General features: G+C 73.4%; 10 protein-coding genes. 5 read left to right on the top strand and 5 right to left on the bottom strand.

Annotation, left to right across the window (positions count from 1 at the left end):
* Positions 1-59: 59 nt before the first annotated feature.
* Positions 60-1,346 (bottom strand): MFS transporter, encoded by a 1,287-nt coding sequence (locus ABGA98_RS26355; protein WP_347621085.1) that lies wholly within the window; start codon positions 1,344-1,346, stop codon positions 60-62.
* Between the two features lie 289 nt (positions 1,347-1,635).
* Between ABGA98_RS26355 and ABGA98_RS26350 the strand changes: the two genes are divergently transcribed.
* Complete coding sequence (locus ABGA98_RS26350; RefSeq protein WP_347621084.1) at positions 1,636-2,343, top strand: hypothetical protein; 708 nt, start codon at positions 1,636-1,638, stop codon at positions 2,341-2,343.
* Between the two features lie 43 nt (positions 2,344-2,386).
* Positions 2,387-2,935 carry a GNAT family protein gene (locus tag ABGA98_RS26345; RefSeq protein WP_347621083.1) on the top strand — a complete coding sequence of 183 codons (549 nt, stop codon included), beginning with the start codon at positions 2,387-2,389 and terminating at the stop codon, positions 2,933-2,935.
* Here the strand turns inward: ABGA98_RS26345 and ABGA98_RS26340 are convergent.
* On the bottom strand, positions 2,932-3,273 hold the full coding sequence (locus tag ABGA98_RS26340) for a hypothetical protein (RefSeq protein WP_347621082.1): 342 nt from the start codon (positions 3,271-3,273) through the stop codon (positions 2,932-2,934). The genes ABGA98_RS26345 and ABGA98_RS26340 overlap by 4 nt on opposite strands.
* 103 nt (positions 3,274-3,376) lie before the next feature.
* Here ABGA98_RS26340 and ABGA98_RS26335 point away from each other — a divergent pair, with 103 nt between their 5' ends.
* Positions 3,377-3,832: a hypothetical protein gene (locus tag ABGA98_RS26335; RefSeq protein ID WP_347621081.1), complete on the top strand. Its 456-nt coding sequence runs from the start codon at positions 3,377-3,379 to the stop codon at positions 3,830-3,832.
* A 96-nt stretch (positions 3,833-3,928) separates the two neighbouring features.
* Here the strand turns inward: ABGA98_RS26335 and ABGA98_RS26330 are convergent, their stop codons facing one another.
* Complete coding sequence (locus ABGA98_RS26330) at positions 3,929-10,126, bottom strand: CHAT domain-containing protein (protein WP_347621080.1); 6,198 nt, start codon at positions 10,124-10,126, stop codon at positions 3,929-3,931.
* Positions 10,127-10,171: 45 nt separating this feature from the next.
* Positions 10,172-10,339, bottom strand: coding sequence for a hypothetical protein (locus ABGA98_RS26325; RefSeq protein WP_347621079.1), 168 nt, complete (start codon positions 10,337-10,339; stop codon positions 10,172-10,174).
* A 62-nt stretch (positions 10,340-10,401) separates the two neighbouring features.
* On the opposite strand from ABGA98_RS26325, the gene ABGA98_RS26320 reads away from it, so the two are divergent.
* Positions 10,402-10,806, top strand: a complete 405-nt coding sequence (locus ABGA98_RS26320; RefSeq protein ID WP_347621078.1) for a nitroreductase family deazaflavin-dependent oxidoreductase — start codon at positions 10,402-10,404, stop codon at positions 10,804-10,806.
* Positions 10,807-11,012: 206 nt separating this feature from the next.
* On the opposite strand, the gene glgA is transcribed toward ABGA98_RS26320, so the two are convergent.
* Positions 11,013-12,182, bottom strand: coding sequence for a glycogen synthase (gene glgA, locus ABGA98_RS26315; RefSeq protein ID WP_347621077.1), 1,170 nt, complete (start codon positions 12,180-12,182; stop codon positions 11,013-11,015).
* Between the two features lie 209 nt (positions 12,183-12,391).
* Here glgA and glgC point away from each other — a divergent pair, with 209 nt between their 5' ends.
* Entirely contained in the window at positions 12,392-13,627 is a 1,236-nt protein-coding gene (glgC, locus tag ABGA98_RS26310; protein ID WP_347621076.1) for a glucose-1-phosphate adenylyltransferase, read from the top strand.
* The last annotated feature ends 26 nt before the right edge of the window (positions 13,628-13,653 follow it).

The raw sequence follows: 13,653 nt of genomic DNA, 5'->3' as shown, positions 1-13,653 counted from the left end.
CGGCGGCTGCCAACGCCGCCCGCGCGAACGGAGGCCCAGGCGGTCGTCGTGCCGGCACGCTAGGCCGCGATCCCCGGGGCGGCCGTCCGCCAGCGGCCCTTGAAGGCCGCCATGGAGACCAGGAACACGACCTGGCCGGCGAGCGCCACGGTCAGCCACGTCTGCCAGCCGCCGGCCTCGACGACGATCGGGGAGACGACCAGCAGCACCACGATCATGACGCGGACGACCATGCCCCAGATGCCCAGCGCCGAGCCCTGCAGCCGGGATTCGACGTCCTCGGCGTTCTCGGAGAAGTTGGCCATCCACGGCACGTACGCGATGCCCATGAACAGCAGGATCAGCGCGTACACGATGGTCACGTGCGCGGTGGGGACCCCGGGGCCGATCAGGGTGATGAAGTACGCCATCGCACCGGTCGTCAGCACCGTCCCCACGGCGATGAACGGCTTGCGCAGCCGCAGCCGGTCGGACATGCGGCCGACGACGACCACGGCCAGGGCGTTGAGCACGATGCTCAGCGCGACGACCCGGTTGGCCACGGCCGGGTCCATGCCGAACGCGCCCGACAGGATCGTCTGGCCGAAGATGGCGAACGTCCAGTAGAGCACCTGCCAGCCGGTGTTGCCGAGCACGTGCGCCCACAGGTGCGGGTGCCTGAACAGCTCCCTGACCTTGCCGTGAGCGATGATCTCCCCCACCCGTACGGCCTGCTCGTCCTCCAGCACCTGCGCCCGCAGCGCGGCCGACGGCTCGGCGATCTTCCAGGCGATGATCGCGCACATCGCCAGCGACACGACGCCCATGATGATCGCCTGCGACTGCCACGCGTTGCCGAACAGCGGCAGCGTGAAGCCCGCGATGAGCGCGGCCAGGAACGAGGCCCCGACCGGCCCCCACGTCCAGAACGCGAACGCCTGCGCCCGCCCCATCCGCGGCGAGAAGTCCCGCACCAGCGACGCGGTGATCGTGATGCCGGCGCCTTCGATGAACAGCATGAGGCACCGGATCCAGAACAGCCCTGCCACGGTGTCGACGGTGGCGAGCAGGAAGTTGCAGGCGGCCGTGACGGTCAGGGTCGGCACGAGGATCCTGACGCGGCCCCACCGGTCGGACAGGATGCCGCCGAAACCCGCCGAGATGCCGCCCACCAGCACCGACAGTGCGGCGATCTGGCCGTAGACGGTGAGCGACATGCCCAGGTCGTCCATGAGGAGGGGCAGAACAGTGGCGATCGTGGTCTCGAAATTGACCACGAGGCTGGCCAGCACGGCTATCGCGAGCAGGAAGATCCTGCGGCGGCCGACGGGATAAACGCTCAGTTCGCGGACATAGAACGGCTTCATTCCCATCCTCCGGGGACGGACCTGGGACTGTCGCTCTAGAACGCGTTTCTAGTGGCTCAAGAGTTTCCGTTCCGTACGGGCAAGTCAATCTGTCCGGCCATCACAAACCCATCTCGATCACTCTGAGCGAGCGGAGCGGTCCATCTCGTGGCCAGGCATGGCAGGTTGTGACGGAATCGCCATCGATTCCCGGAACAGGCGGCCCGGAATACGCATAAACTGCGCGCCTGTGAGCCTGCCTGTACGTGAACGTTCCCCCCGGCCGGGAGGCGGTCGCCATCGCCGTCCCGTGCCCACGTCCTTGCCGCCGGACGCCCCTCTGCTCGTGCTCGCCACCCCAGGCGACACCTCCGGAGTGGCCGAGGAGATCGCAGCGGTCGTACGCGTCGACCACCCGCAGATCGAGGTGCGGCTGAAGAGCGTCACCGACCTTGCCGACTCGCTGCCCTCCGGCCGTGACGCCGTCGTCGTGCCGCTGCTCACCTGGGAAGACCCCGTCGTCATGGCGGAGATCGGCAAGGCCGTCGCGGCCAGCGGCTCGGGGGCCGCCGTGACCGAGGCGCTCGGGCCGCACCCGCTGCTGGCCGAGGCGCTGCACATCCGCCTCGCCGAGCGCGGCCTGGCCAGGGCCGACCGCGTGCGCCTGCTGAACGTCTCCAGCCCCACCGACGCCGTCATCCTCGGCACGGCGGGCGGCCAGCGGGCCGTGCAGGCCGTGCAGGCCACCGCGGTGCTCCTGGCCTCCAGGCTCACGCTGCCCGTCCTCGCCGCCTCGATGGACAGCGAGCCCGGCGTCGTCCTCGCGGCCCGGCAACTGCGCGAGGCCGGCGCGGAGCGCCTCGCCCTCGCGCCCTGCATCATCGGGCACGAGGCCCCGCGGGGCATCGTCGAGCAGGCGGCCTCGGCGATCAACGCCGGGCACGCGGAGCCGCTCGGCTCCCACAGCGCCATCGCGGAACTTGTCGCGCGAGCTTACGGAAGTCAACTCGCCACTTGACACCGACTTGTAGAGATCACGGGACTTCCGTTACCGTCTGCGCATGCGGCGTGTCCTGTGCGAGGGTGAGCGGTTGGGCCTCCGTGACGTCACGGAGGCCGACGTCGCCGCCCTGCACGCCGTCTACGGCGACCCCGCCGCGACCGAGCACATGCCCTTCACTCCACGCGACCTGCACGAGGTGACCGCGCTGGTCCGGCAGGCCGTGGAGTCCGCCCGCGCCGAGCCGCGCCGCCTCTACGTGCTGGCCGTGATCGACGCCGAGCGCCGCGACGTGATCGGGGTGGCCCGCCTGCGCATCGAGGCCGACCACCCGCACAGCGCGGAGATCGGCTTCGGCCTCCATCCCGGCCAGTGGGGCCGGGGCATCGGCACCGACCTCGTGCGCCTGCTGCTGAAGTTCGGCTTCAAGCAGCTCGGGCTGCACCGCCTCTGGGGTGCCCGCTCCCCCGCCAACCTGCCGGCGCAGCTCGCGATGCTGACGGCGGGCATGGTCGAGGAGGGCCGCATCCGCCACCACCTGCACACGCCGCACGGCTGGCGCGACTCCATCGTGCACTCGGCGCTCGAGGACGAGTGGACCGAGCGCTAGACGCCCCACCCCTTGACGACCAGGGCGGCGACCTGCGTGGGAGAGCCCGCGCCGGCGTCCACGGTGTAGTCCTCCACCTGGGCCGCGTCCAGGATCGATGCCAATTCCCCGGCCCTTTCGAGGTGCCAGTCAAGTGACTGGGGATCGTTCGTGTGGCGTGTCCTCAGCCGCTCGCGTACTTCGGGGAGAGCGGCGAGGAGCCGGCAGACCGTGAGCGGGACGCCCAGCACCTCCGCGTAGGAGGCGCGCTCGGCGCGGCTCTCGATGACGCCGGCGAGGACCAGCCGCTGCGCGCCCGCGGCCAGAAAGTTGGCCGCCACCGGGCGCAGGTTGCGCATCGTCAGGGCCCCGTTGCATCGCCCGCCGGGCAGGCGGAGTGGCGTGATCCGCGATTGTCGGTAGGGCGTCCTACGATGAGCCTCCTCACGGAGGGAAACTGCCATGCTCGACGCGCTGATCGTGCCCCTGTTCGTCACCACGGACCTGCCGCCGGGGGCGGAGCTGGCCGAGTTCGGGGAGCTGCTCGCAGAGACGGCGCGCGTGCTCGGCCGCGACGGCGCGGGCTACGCGGCGTTCCTGGCGGGCAAGGTGTTCTGGCTCGACCGGCCCGTGCTGCCAGGGCAGCGTCCCGCGGCCGAGACGGAGCTGCGCTTCGCCGGGATGCTGGGCCATCTCGCCGCCTCTGGCCCCGGCCACACCGCGCGCAGCGTGGTCCGCGACGTGCGCCAGGCGATCGGCGACGCCGTGACCGGGCGCTACGGCGACGTGGGCGTCGCCCCCGCCGTGTTCGCGATCCGCGACCAGGACGTCCGGGAGCGCACGCCCGACACCGCCCTCTCCATCGACACCCGCGACGCCGCTGCCGAGCTGGTGAGCGCGGCCCGCCCCTACCTCTAGCCGCTCCCGCCCTCGCCTGCGGCCACACCACGCAGCGCCACCGGCCGGGTGTGGCGGGGCTGGCCGACCTCTGCGCGGCCCGAAGTGGACGGATGCTCAGCCGGGCAGGCCGACCAGCACGTACGGCGCCCAGAGCTCGGGCTCGGCCGAGCCGTAGAGCTCGCGCAACCCCAGCACGGCCGAGCGCAGGGCCCGCGCCTCGCCCTCACCGTCGCGCCGCCTGGCGTAGAAGTCGCGCAGGAGAGCCAGGGTGATCTCGGGCGCCACCGGCCAGAGCGCCAGCAGCGCCGACCTGGCCCCCGCGTGCAGGAACGCGTGCCCCAGCGCGGCCACATCCTCCGCACCAGGAACGGCCACCCGGGCACCCCCGCGAACCTCCGCACGGGCGTCCACGCGGACCGGCACGTGGACACCCTCGTCGTCCTCCGCACGGACACCCCCGCGGACCTGCGCACGGGTGCCCTCTCGGGTCTGTTCGTGGGTGGTGAGGACCACGAGGCCGGCGTCGACGTTCATGCTCATCAGCCGCCTGGCCGTGAGCAGGCCGTCGGCGAGCCGGACGCCGGAGCCGAAAGGGTCGCCGCCCTGACCGAAGACCCCGGGGCACGCCAGGTGCAGCACGTCCCACGTACCGGGCAGAAGCGCCGCGGTGGCGGACGGGCCGGTGCGGGGCCGGGTGCCGAGCAGGGCGGCGACCTCCTCCGCCTCGGCCTCCATGGGAGCCTTCGCGCCGTCCCCCTGCGGGAAGCCCAGCACCAGCGCACGCGCACCGCCCACCCGGGCTCGCCGCGCCAGGCGGGCCAGGACGGCGGCGGACGGGGCGTAGGCGACGGGAAAGCGTTCGATCAGCGTGCGGCCGTCCGGGGCGAGCGCGTGGAGCGGGATGCCGTGCAGTTCGGCGTGCGGGAGCAGGTGCACGAGGTCGAGGTCGTCGCCGAAGGCTTGGAGCGCCTCCCGCAGCAGCAGATCGGCCAGCCGCCTCCAGAGGTCCGCGCGCCGCCGCCGGGCCTCGACGTCCAGCAGACCCGGCCGCTCGCGCGCGGCGGCGAGGAAGCCGCTCAGGACATCCCGGCCCGCGGCGGTGGGGAACACCCGCGGCTCGGCCCAGCCCGTGCGATGGGCGAGCACCGTGACGGCGCCGTCCCCCACGGAGAACCCGAGCAGTCCGACGGCACCCCGGGAGGCGGCGCCGGTGCCGGCCGGAGAGCGCGGGGCAGGCTCGGGCGCGACAAGGGCGTCCAGCTGGGCCTGGCCGGGCGGCGCGCCCCGCCGCAGCGCCACGTGGTTCGGGGCCGGAGGTTCCATGCGCCGCCACAACGACTCCACGCCGGCCCTGGCCTCGCGGGCGCGCCGGATCAGCTCCGCCGCCTGCTCCGGGTCTCGGGTGTTACGGGCGGCCGTCATGAGCGTACGCACGGCGTCGAGCCCTCGCCTCTCGGCCTCGTCGCCGCTGTCTTCGGGCGGGCGCGGCGGGGTCGGGGGGTCGAGGTGAGCGGCCAGCGTCGTGAGTTTGGCACGTTCGAGGATGGTCCAGGCGGTCAGGCCGCGGCGAAGACGTACGGCGAGGTCGAAGGCCCGGTCACGAGCGGGCAGGTGGCCGAGCTCGAAGGCGCGTTCCGCGTCGGCCAGAGCGGCGGGAAGGTCGCCGAGTGCCTCCGCGGCCAGGGAACGATGGTGGCAGGCGACGCCCAACTCCAGGTCGTGCCCGAGTTCGGTCAGCAGGTCGATGGCCGTGGACAGCCGCGGGCGGGCGCGGGCGTACGAGGAGGTCGTGACGTCGTGGGCGCCCAGGCGGCTCATCGCGAGGGCCGTACCGGGGCGGTAGCCGAGCTCCTCGGCCAGGGCCAGCGCCTCCTCCAGGAGCAGCGACGCCCGGGCCGGGTCTTCCAGGCGGGCGAGGGCGATCAGGGCCAGCACCACGCCGTGACTCCTGCCATGAGCACGTTCGAGGGACAGGCACCGTTCGGCGAGCGGCTTGGCCTCGTCCAGCTCCCCGCGCAGCGTGCGGACCAGGGCCAGGTCCGCGTAGGCGTCCGCGAGCCCGGTCCGGACGCCCAGTTCCTCGCTGATGGACAGGGACTGCTGGTAGCGGGACGCCGCCGCGTCCAGCTCGTCCAGCCTGAGGTGGAGGGCGGCCCGTCCGGCGAGGAGCGGGGCTCTCAGGGCGCGCCAGACGGGGGCGTCGACCAGGGCGAGTCCCTCGTCGAAGGCGTTCGCGGCGTCCTGCCAGCGGGCCTGGGCGGTGAGCGTGCGGCCGAGCAGGTCAAGGGCCTGGACCAGCTGGGCCGGGAGGGCCGAGCCGGTTGCCCTGGCCAGGCTGACGGCTTCGGCGAGGTGCCGGACCGCCTCGTCCGTCCGTCCGAGGTCCCTGGCCGCCGCCCCCAGGTTCCGCAGGTGCTCGATCCGGTGGCCGTCGCGTAGCCGGTGACCGCGCGCCGCATGGTCGTAGGCGGCGGCCGGGTCTCCCAGGGCGCGGCAGAGGGTGGAGAGCTTGGCCAGAAGGTACGAGCGTTCCTCCGCGCCCTCGACGGGCTCCTCCGGAGCGGTGAGCGCCTCTTCGGCGAGGGTGCGGGCCGTCAGCAGGTCGCCTGCGGCCTCCGCCTCCTCGATCCGCAGCCAGAGCTCCAGCCGCTCCGCCCTGACGTCCCGGCCGCCGCCCGCCCGCACGGTGGTGAGCGCCTGGCCGAGGGTGGCACGGCCGCGGGTCACGTCGCCGAGGGTCAGCTGGATGGCGGCGAGCCGGGACAGGACCTCGACGTCCAGTTCCCCCGCCATGGGCGCGATCACCTCGAACGGCACCCCCGCCACGTCCCCGGCCGTCTCCAGCCCGGCCAGGCCGGCCTCCAGCGCGGCCCTGGCGCGGCGGAACTCGCCCTGCCGCTCCAGCGCGAGACCGAGCCTGGCGGAGGCGAGGGCCGCCAGCCGGTCCTGGCCGCCTTCGCGGTAACCCGCCATGGCCTGCTCCAGCGCCGTCACCTGCGCGGGCACATCACCGGTGCGCGCGGCCAGCGCCGCCAGCCGATCGCGTACGACGGCCTCCTTGACCGGGTCGCCCGCGGCCGGCCCGAGCGCGGAGCGCAGGCGTTCCCCCGCCTCCCGCAGCTCCCCGAGCCGCACGTCCAGAGCGGCCCTGCCCAGGGCGGCGGTCAGGAGCGCCTCGCGATCGCCCGCGACGGCGGCCAGTTCCAAGGCCCGGTCGAGGTCCGCCGAGGCGTCCTCGGCACGGTCGAGCACGGTCAGGCAGGCGGCCCGCATGGTGAGCGCCGTCGACTCCTTGGCGGGAGCGCGCAGCCGGGCCAACGCCTCCGCAGCGGCACCGAAGTAATCCAGCGCCCGCTGCGCCTCGCCCTCCGCGTACGCGAGCGCGCCCAGGTTGTACCGGACGGAGCCGGCCCCGTCGTCGTGGCCGGCGGCCTCGTACTCGCGCTCGGCCAGTTCGAACGCGAACCGCGCGCCGGCCGTGTCACCGCGCTCACGGCGGCGCTGGGCGATGCGGTACCACTCGTCGGCGGGCTCCCGGCGCCTTCCCCTCCGCCGTACGATCTCCACCAGCCGGGTCTCGCAGGCGGCCGCCTGTGCCCGGTGGCCGCGCCCGGCCAGCATGACGGCGTGCGCGTCGAGCGTCCTGCAGGCTTCCTCCCACGCTCCCGCCGCCTCCAGCTCGATGGCGCAGGCGGTGATGCGCTCGCCGGCCGCCGTGAGGTCGCCCTGGTCGACGGCCGCCCTGGCGGCGGGCACCAGGGCCATGGCCGCACGTTCGGTCTCGCCCAGCTCCGCGTACAGCTCGCGGGCCCTGGCCGTGCGGGCCACGGCCGCGGCCGGGTCGCCGGCGGCCAGGTGGGCGCCGGCCGCGCGCTCCTGGTGGGAGGCCTCCTCGGCGGCCAGCCCGGCGTCCTCGCACAGGGCGATGGCGCGCAGGTGCTCCTCGACGGCTGCGGCGGGATCGCCGGACCGCAGGTGAACGGCGGCCTTCCTGCCGAGCTGGAGCGCCTCGGAGCCCGGCTCGCCCAGCTCGCGGTAGAGCGCGGCCGACCGTTCGTACGCCTCCAGCGCCCGGTCGAGCCGGCCGGCCTCCTCCTCCCCCGCTCCCTGCCTGGACAGCGCGTACGCCATCCGCGAGCGCGACCCCGCCTCCCCGAACGCCGTGGAGGCCCGGCCCAGCACGTCACCGGCGAGGTGCGGGCGGCCCAGCTCGGCGAACCGCGACGCCACCTGGAGCAGGTACTCGCCACGCTCCCCCGGCGCTCGCGTCCGCCGTTCGGCGAGCCGCAGCAGTTTGCCCGCCGTCTCCTCGTCCGGCGAGCGCAGGGCCAGCTCGGTCGCGGCCCGCGCGAGCCGCTCGTCCACCTGCGCCGGTTCCGGCTGCTCGATCAGGTCGTCCAGCAGGTCCCCCAGCCGCGGCAGCAGCCCGGAGCCGCCGCCGCCGGCGTCTGAGGCGGGGATGATCGGTGTGGCCAGGATCAGGGCTTCGCTCAGGTCGTCGGTGTCGCCGCGCGCGGAGAAGCGGGCCAGCAGGGCCTCACCCAGCGCCTGCTGGGCGGGTGCCGGGTCGCGGGCGATCTTGAGGGCGAGTTCGGCCGCCTGGCGGGCCGAGTCCACGGCGTCGTCCAGGTCCTGCGGCCGTCCCGCCCGCGTGGCACGCCACCGCAGCACCTCGGAGGTCAGCCTGTACGCCTCCGCCCGCAGCGCCGGCCGGTCACCGGACGCCAGGGCCTCGCGCAGCGCGGCGACGGCCTCGCCGGCGCTTCCCGTGGTGAGACGCAGCTGGAGCGCCCGGCCGAGCAGCAGCAACATCTCGGCCCTGGCCGCGTCGTGCCGGTCCTGGGCGGCGAGCGCCGCGTGGGCGGCCGCGACCGGCTCGGCCGGATCACCGCCGGAGGCGACGGCTCGTTCGAGCAGCGCGTTCGCCAGGCCGGCGAGCAGGCGGGCACGCTCGGGGTGACCGGTGGGCGCGAGCGCGGCCCCCTCGCGTGCGGCGTCGACGGCGGCGTCCAGGTCGGCGAGGTCGCCGGTGACGGCGTAGCGGCTCCGGCAGCGCTCGCCCAGCAGGATGAGCCGCGCGACGGGGTCGGCGCCGAGCCATTGGATCGTCTCCCCGGGCGTCACGCGGATCGCCTCCAGCATCTCCATGCCGGCTTCGAGCGACCGCTCGTCCCCCGTGACCACGTACCACTCGGCCAGCCCGGTCGCGTAGGGAGCCACCACCCCGGACGTGGCCCACGGCTCGTGCCAGAAGTCCAGCGCGCACTGCCCCACCCTGATGAACGCCAGCAGGTCGCCGTCCGCCAGCGACCGGTCGGCCCGTTCACGGGTGAGGTCGACGAGCGTGCGCAGCGCCCGCGACCTGTCCTGGCTGCCCGGAGGGGTCTGCGCCGCCCTCAGGTAGGCCCTGACCAGTTCCTCGTCGCCGGGCGCGGCGCGGCTGAGCGCGTCCGCCAGCTCACCCGTGTGGGCGGCGGGGTCGGCAAGGGCCGCCCGGAACAGCAGGTGAACGGCGTCGTCGGCGGCCTCGGGCGCGCCCGTCTCCTCGTGCAGCCGCACCAGGCCGCCAGCCAGCGCGGACAGCGCGCCGGGCGCCCACGCGGGGCCGGTCGCACGCATGCGCCCGCCCGGGCCGGCGGATCCGGCGGAGCGGCCGCGCTCGGGCTCGGGCCCGGCGGGCTCGGACGATCCGACGGATCCGGATGATCCGACCGGTTCGTCCGCTCCGCCGGTGCCGGGCGACCGCACAGGGCCAGGCGAACCGGCGGGATCACCGGCTCGCGCCGGGCCGGGCGAACCGGCGGGATCAGGCGAGCGTGCCGGATCGGGCGGGCGTACGGACTCCTGCAGCAGCAGCTCGCCCAGCCGCTCGGCGACCTCCTCCGCCCCCGGACGCGCCATCGCGTGCCGGACCAGGGCCTCGATCAGCAGCCCGACGTGCGGGTACGCACCCGGATCCACCAGCCGGAAGATCTCCTCGACCAGACCGGCCCAGCCGACGGCCGAGTCGCCGGAAGGCATGCTGGAGCCGCGCAGCCGCTCGGGCAGCCGCCCCGGGTCGAGCAGCGCCACGGCGGCGAAGAACGCGCCCGCCACCGCGGCGTCCTGCGTGATGCGCTGGTCGAGCCGGTGGCGGGCGAGGTGCAGCATGCCGATCAGGCGCCATGCGGAGGCGTCGGAGCGGTCGCCCGCGCACGCGCGCATCGCCTCCTCGGCCTCGGCCAGCGCCGCGGGATCCCAGATCAGCTCGGGATCGGCGGCCTGCTCGAAGCGTTCGATGCGGGCGGCCAGTGCCTCGGCCGGATCGGTCATGGCCAAAGGCTCTCACCAGCGTGCGCCCGCGTACAGACATGCTGATCACGGTGTCGGCTCGATCGGGGAGACGCCGGGCATCGGCAGGTCGAACGCCGGCGCGACGGGCCCGCCTTCGACGGCAACGGGAGGGGCCTCCTCGTCGAGCGTGCGGGCGAGGTCGGGCGCGCCGCCGGCCTGGGCCCGGTTGAGGGATGTGCCAGGGCCGTCCAACTTCTCGTACAGACCTGGACACGTAACGGTGAGGTCACGCCGGTCGCGGGTAGACAGGGTCCATGCTCTACGGCAAGGAACATGTCCAGCGTTATCAGGAAACCGACGGCGCCGAAGGACACGACTGGAACAACACCACGGTGCTCCTCCTCACCACCAAGGGCCGCAAGTCGGGCCGGCCGTACACGACGCCGCTCATCTACCAGCGGCACGGCGACGACCACGTGATCGTGGCCTCCAAGGGCGGCGACCCCGACCATCCGGAGTGGTACAAGAACCTGCTCGCCAACCCGGACGTCGACGTGCAGGTGAAGGACCAGCGGTTCAAGGCCCGGGCACGCACGGCGATCCCTGAGGAGAAGCCGGAGCTCTGGCGGCTGATGACGGCCACCTGGCCGGACTACGACAACTACCAGCGCCAGACCGACCGCGAGATCCCGGTGGTCGTCCTCGAACGCATCACCTGACCCGCGAGGCGCGGAGCCATGACCGGGACGGCCGGTGATCGGGCGTCGCCGTCACGGCCCACGATGCACCACGGAAACGGCCCACCGGGCGCCGTTACGGCGCCCGGCCCTGTGCGGGTCAGAGGCCGTCTCCCTGGAGGCCCCCAGCGTGGTACGGCGGGTGGCGTGCCGCCGGCTCCGCCGTACCGGATCGAGGGGTTGGACCTTCAGAGCAGCGCGGCGTAGAGATCGCGCGTGCGGTGGGCGATGCGCGACCAGGAGAAGTGGCCGACCGCGCGGGCGCGGCCTGCCTGGCCCATCGCCCGGGCGCGGGCCGGGTCGCCGAGCAGGGCGTTGACGCGTTCGGCCAGGTCGGCGGCGAAGCGCTCGGGGTCGTGCGGCGTCCCGTCGCCGCTCTGTGAGATGGGCACCAGCAAGCCCGTCTCGCCGTCGGCCACCACCTCGGGGATGCCGCCCGTCGCCGTCGCGACCACGGCCGTCTCGCAGGCCATCGCCTCCAGGTTGACGATCCCCATCGGCTCGTAGACCGACGGGCACACGAACACCGTCGCGTGCGTCAGCAGCTGGATCACCTCCGGCTTGGGCAACATCTCCTGGATCCAGAACACGCCGTCGCGGTCGAGGCCGCGCACCAGCGCGGTCACCTCGGCGGCGATCTCCGGCGTGTCGGGCGCCCCCGCGCAGAGCACGAGCTGGGCGTCGCGGTCGAAGGAGCGCGCCGCGTGCAGGAGGTGGACCAGGCCCTTCTGGCGGGTGATGCGGCCGACGAACACGACGTAGGGCCTGCCCGGGTCGACGCCGTGTTTCTTCAGCACGTCAAGGCCGTGGTCGGGCGCGTATTCCGCGGTGTCGATGCCGTTGTGCACGACGGTGACCCTGCCGGGCGGGATCTCGGGGTAGGCGGTCAGGACGTCGCGTCGCATGCCCTCCGACACCGCGATCACCGCGTCGGCGGCGGCCAGGGCGGTGCGCTCGGCCCACGACGAGATCGTGTAGCCGCCGCCGAGTTGCTCGGCCTTCCATGGCCGCAGCGGCTCCAGGCTGTGCGTGGTGACCACGTGGGGGATGCCGTGCAACATCTTGGCGACATGCCCGGCGAAGTTGGCGTACCAGGTGTGCGAGTGAACGACGTCCGCGCCCTCGCAGGCGGCGGCCATCTCCAGGTCGACGCCGAGCACCTGGAGCGCGGCGTTGGCGCTCTCGAGCCCGCCCGGCACCCGGTAGGCCGAGACGCCGGCCTCGAAGCGCGCGGCCCCGAAGCAGCGCACCCGCACGTCGGCCAGTTTTCGCAGCTCCCTGGCCAGGTATTCCACGTGCACCCCGGCTCCGCCGTAAACCTCCGGCGGATATTCACGGCTGAGCAGATCAACGCGCATGACACGACCTTATGGCGGCCGCATCCGGCGGACCATCACAAGGGGGCGGGTGTCGCGCCGTGGGCCGGTCCTGCCGGCCCGCGACACGTCGCAGAAGCCCTGCCCGGGAAACTCCGGTGGGCACATTGATCCGCAAATCCGGACACGCGCGAATGCCGCCGTGCGGGCTTTCGTCGATAGATCGGCCATTTGAGGGTAGCGTCCAGAACATGAGGTCCCGGAAGGTGCTTGCGGTCGTGCTGGCAGGTGGAGAGGGAAAGAGGCTCATGCCGCTCACGGCGGATCGGGCCAAACCGGCCGTGCCGTTCGGGGGGATGTACCGGCTCATCGACTTCGTGCTGTCCAACCTGGCCAACGGCGGCTTCCTGAAGATCGTCGTGCTCACGCAGTACAAGAACCACAGCCTCGACCGGCACGTGTCGCGCACCTGGCGGCTGACGGCGATGCTGGGCAACTACGTCACCCCCGTGCCCGCGCAGCAGCGGCTCGGCCCGCGCTGGTTCTCCGGGTCGGCGGACGCGCTCTTCCAGAACCTCAACCTGATCTACGACGAGATGCCCGAGCACGTGATCGTGTTCGGGGCCGACCACATCTACCGGATGGATCCGCAGCAGATGGTCGAGCAGCACGAAGACTCCGGCGCCGACGTCACCGTCGCGGCGATCCGGCAGCCGCTGTCGCTGGCCGACCAGTTCGGCGTGATCGAGACCGACCCCGAGGGGCGCCGGATCGTCGCCTTCAGGGAGAAGCCGAAGGACGCGGTGGGGCTGGCCGACTCGCCCGACGAGGTGTTCGCGTCGATGGGCAACTACGTGTTCAAGACGCAGTCGATGATCGACGCCTTGCGCGAGGACGCGCTCGACCCCACGAGCAAGCACGACCTGGGCGGAAACATCATCCCCATGCTGGTCAAGTCGGGCGGGGCCGACGTGTACGACTTCGCCCACAACATCGTCCCCGGCTCCAGCGAGCGCGACCGGGGCTACTGGCGCGACGTGGGGACGCTCGACGCCTACTACGACGCCCACATGGACCTCATCTCGGCCCACCCGGTGTTCAACCTGTACAACGACAAGTGGCCGATCTTCACCGGGCACGACCCGCTGCCGCCCGCCAAGTTCGTGCACAACGACGGCGACCGGGTGGGGCGTGCGATCGACTCGCTGGTGTCGCCCGGCGTGATCGTCTCCGGCGGGACGGCGATCCGGTCGGTCCTGTCGCCCAAGGTGGTGCTCCACTCGCATTCACGGGTGGAGGACTCCGTGCTGATGGAGAACGTCAAGATCGGCAGGGGCGCGGTGGTGCGCAAGGCGATCATCGACAAGAACGTCGTCATTCCCGATGGCGCGCGGATCGGCTTCGACCTCGAGTACGACCGCACCCGGTTCGCGCTGACGCGGGGCGGGGTCGTGGTCATCGGCAAGAACGAGATCGTCGACCGGTAGGCGGGCGGATCGCGGCGCGGTCGCGG

This window comes from Nonomuraea sp. B1E8, from assembly GCF_039871515.1.
Taxonomy (GTDB): domain Bacteria; phylum Actinomycetota; class Actinomycetes; order Streptosporangiales; family Streptosporangiaceae; genus Nonomuraea.
The sequence above is the reverse complement of the archived record's forward strand: the minus strand, read 5'-3'. Positions and strand labels throughout refer to the sequence as shown.

Excerpts from the sequence above, each read along its gene's own strand:
- ABGA98_RS26355 (WP_347621085.1), bottom strand. The coding sequence starts at position 1,346 with ATGAAGCCGTTCTATGTCCGCGAACTGAGCGTTTATCCCGTCGGCCGC.
- ABGA98_RS26345 (WP_347621083.1), top strand. The coding sequence starts at position 2,387 with ATGCGGCGTGTCCTGTGCGAGGGTGAGCGGTTGGGCCTCCGTGACGTC.
- ABGA98_RS26340 (WP_347621082.1), bottom strand. The coding sequence starts at position 3,273 with ATGCGCAACCTGCGCCCGGTGGCGGCCAACTTTCTGGCCGCGGGCGCG.
- ABGA98_RS26335 (WP_347621081.1), top strand. The coding sequence starts at position 3,377 with ATGCTCGACGCGCTGATCGTGCCCCTGTTCGTCACCACGGACCTGCCG.
- ABGA98_RS26330 (WP_347621080.1), bottom strand. The coding sequence starts at position 10,126 with ATGACCGATCCGGCCGAGGCACTGGCCGCCCGCATCGAACGCTTCGAG.
- ABGA98_RS26320 (WP_347621078.1), top strand. The coding sequence starts at position 10,402 with ATGCTCTACGGCAAGGAACATGTCCAGCGTTATCAGGAAACCGACGGC.
- glgA (WP_347621077.1), bottom strand. The coding sequence starts at position 12,182 with ATGCGCGTTGATCTGCTCAGCCGTGAATATCCGCCGGAGGTTTACGGC.
- glgC (WP_347621076.1), top strand. The coding sequence starts at position 12,392 with ATGAGGTCCCGGAAGGTGCTTGCGGTCGTGCTGGCAGGTGGAGAGGGA.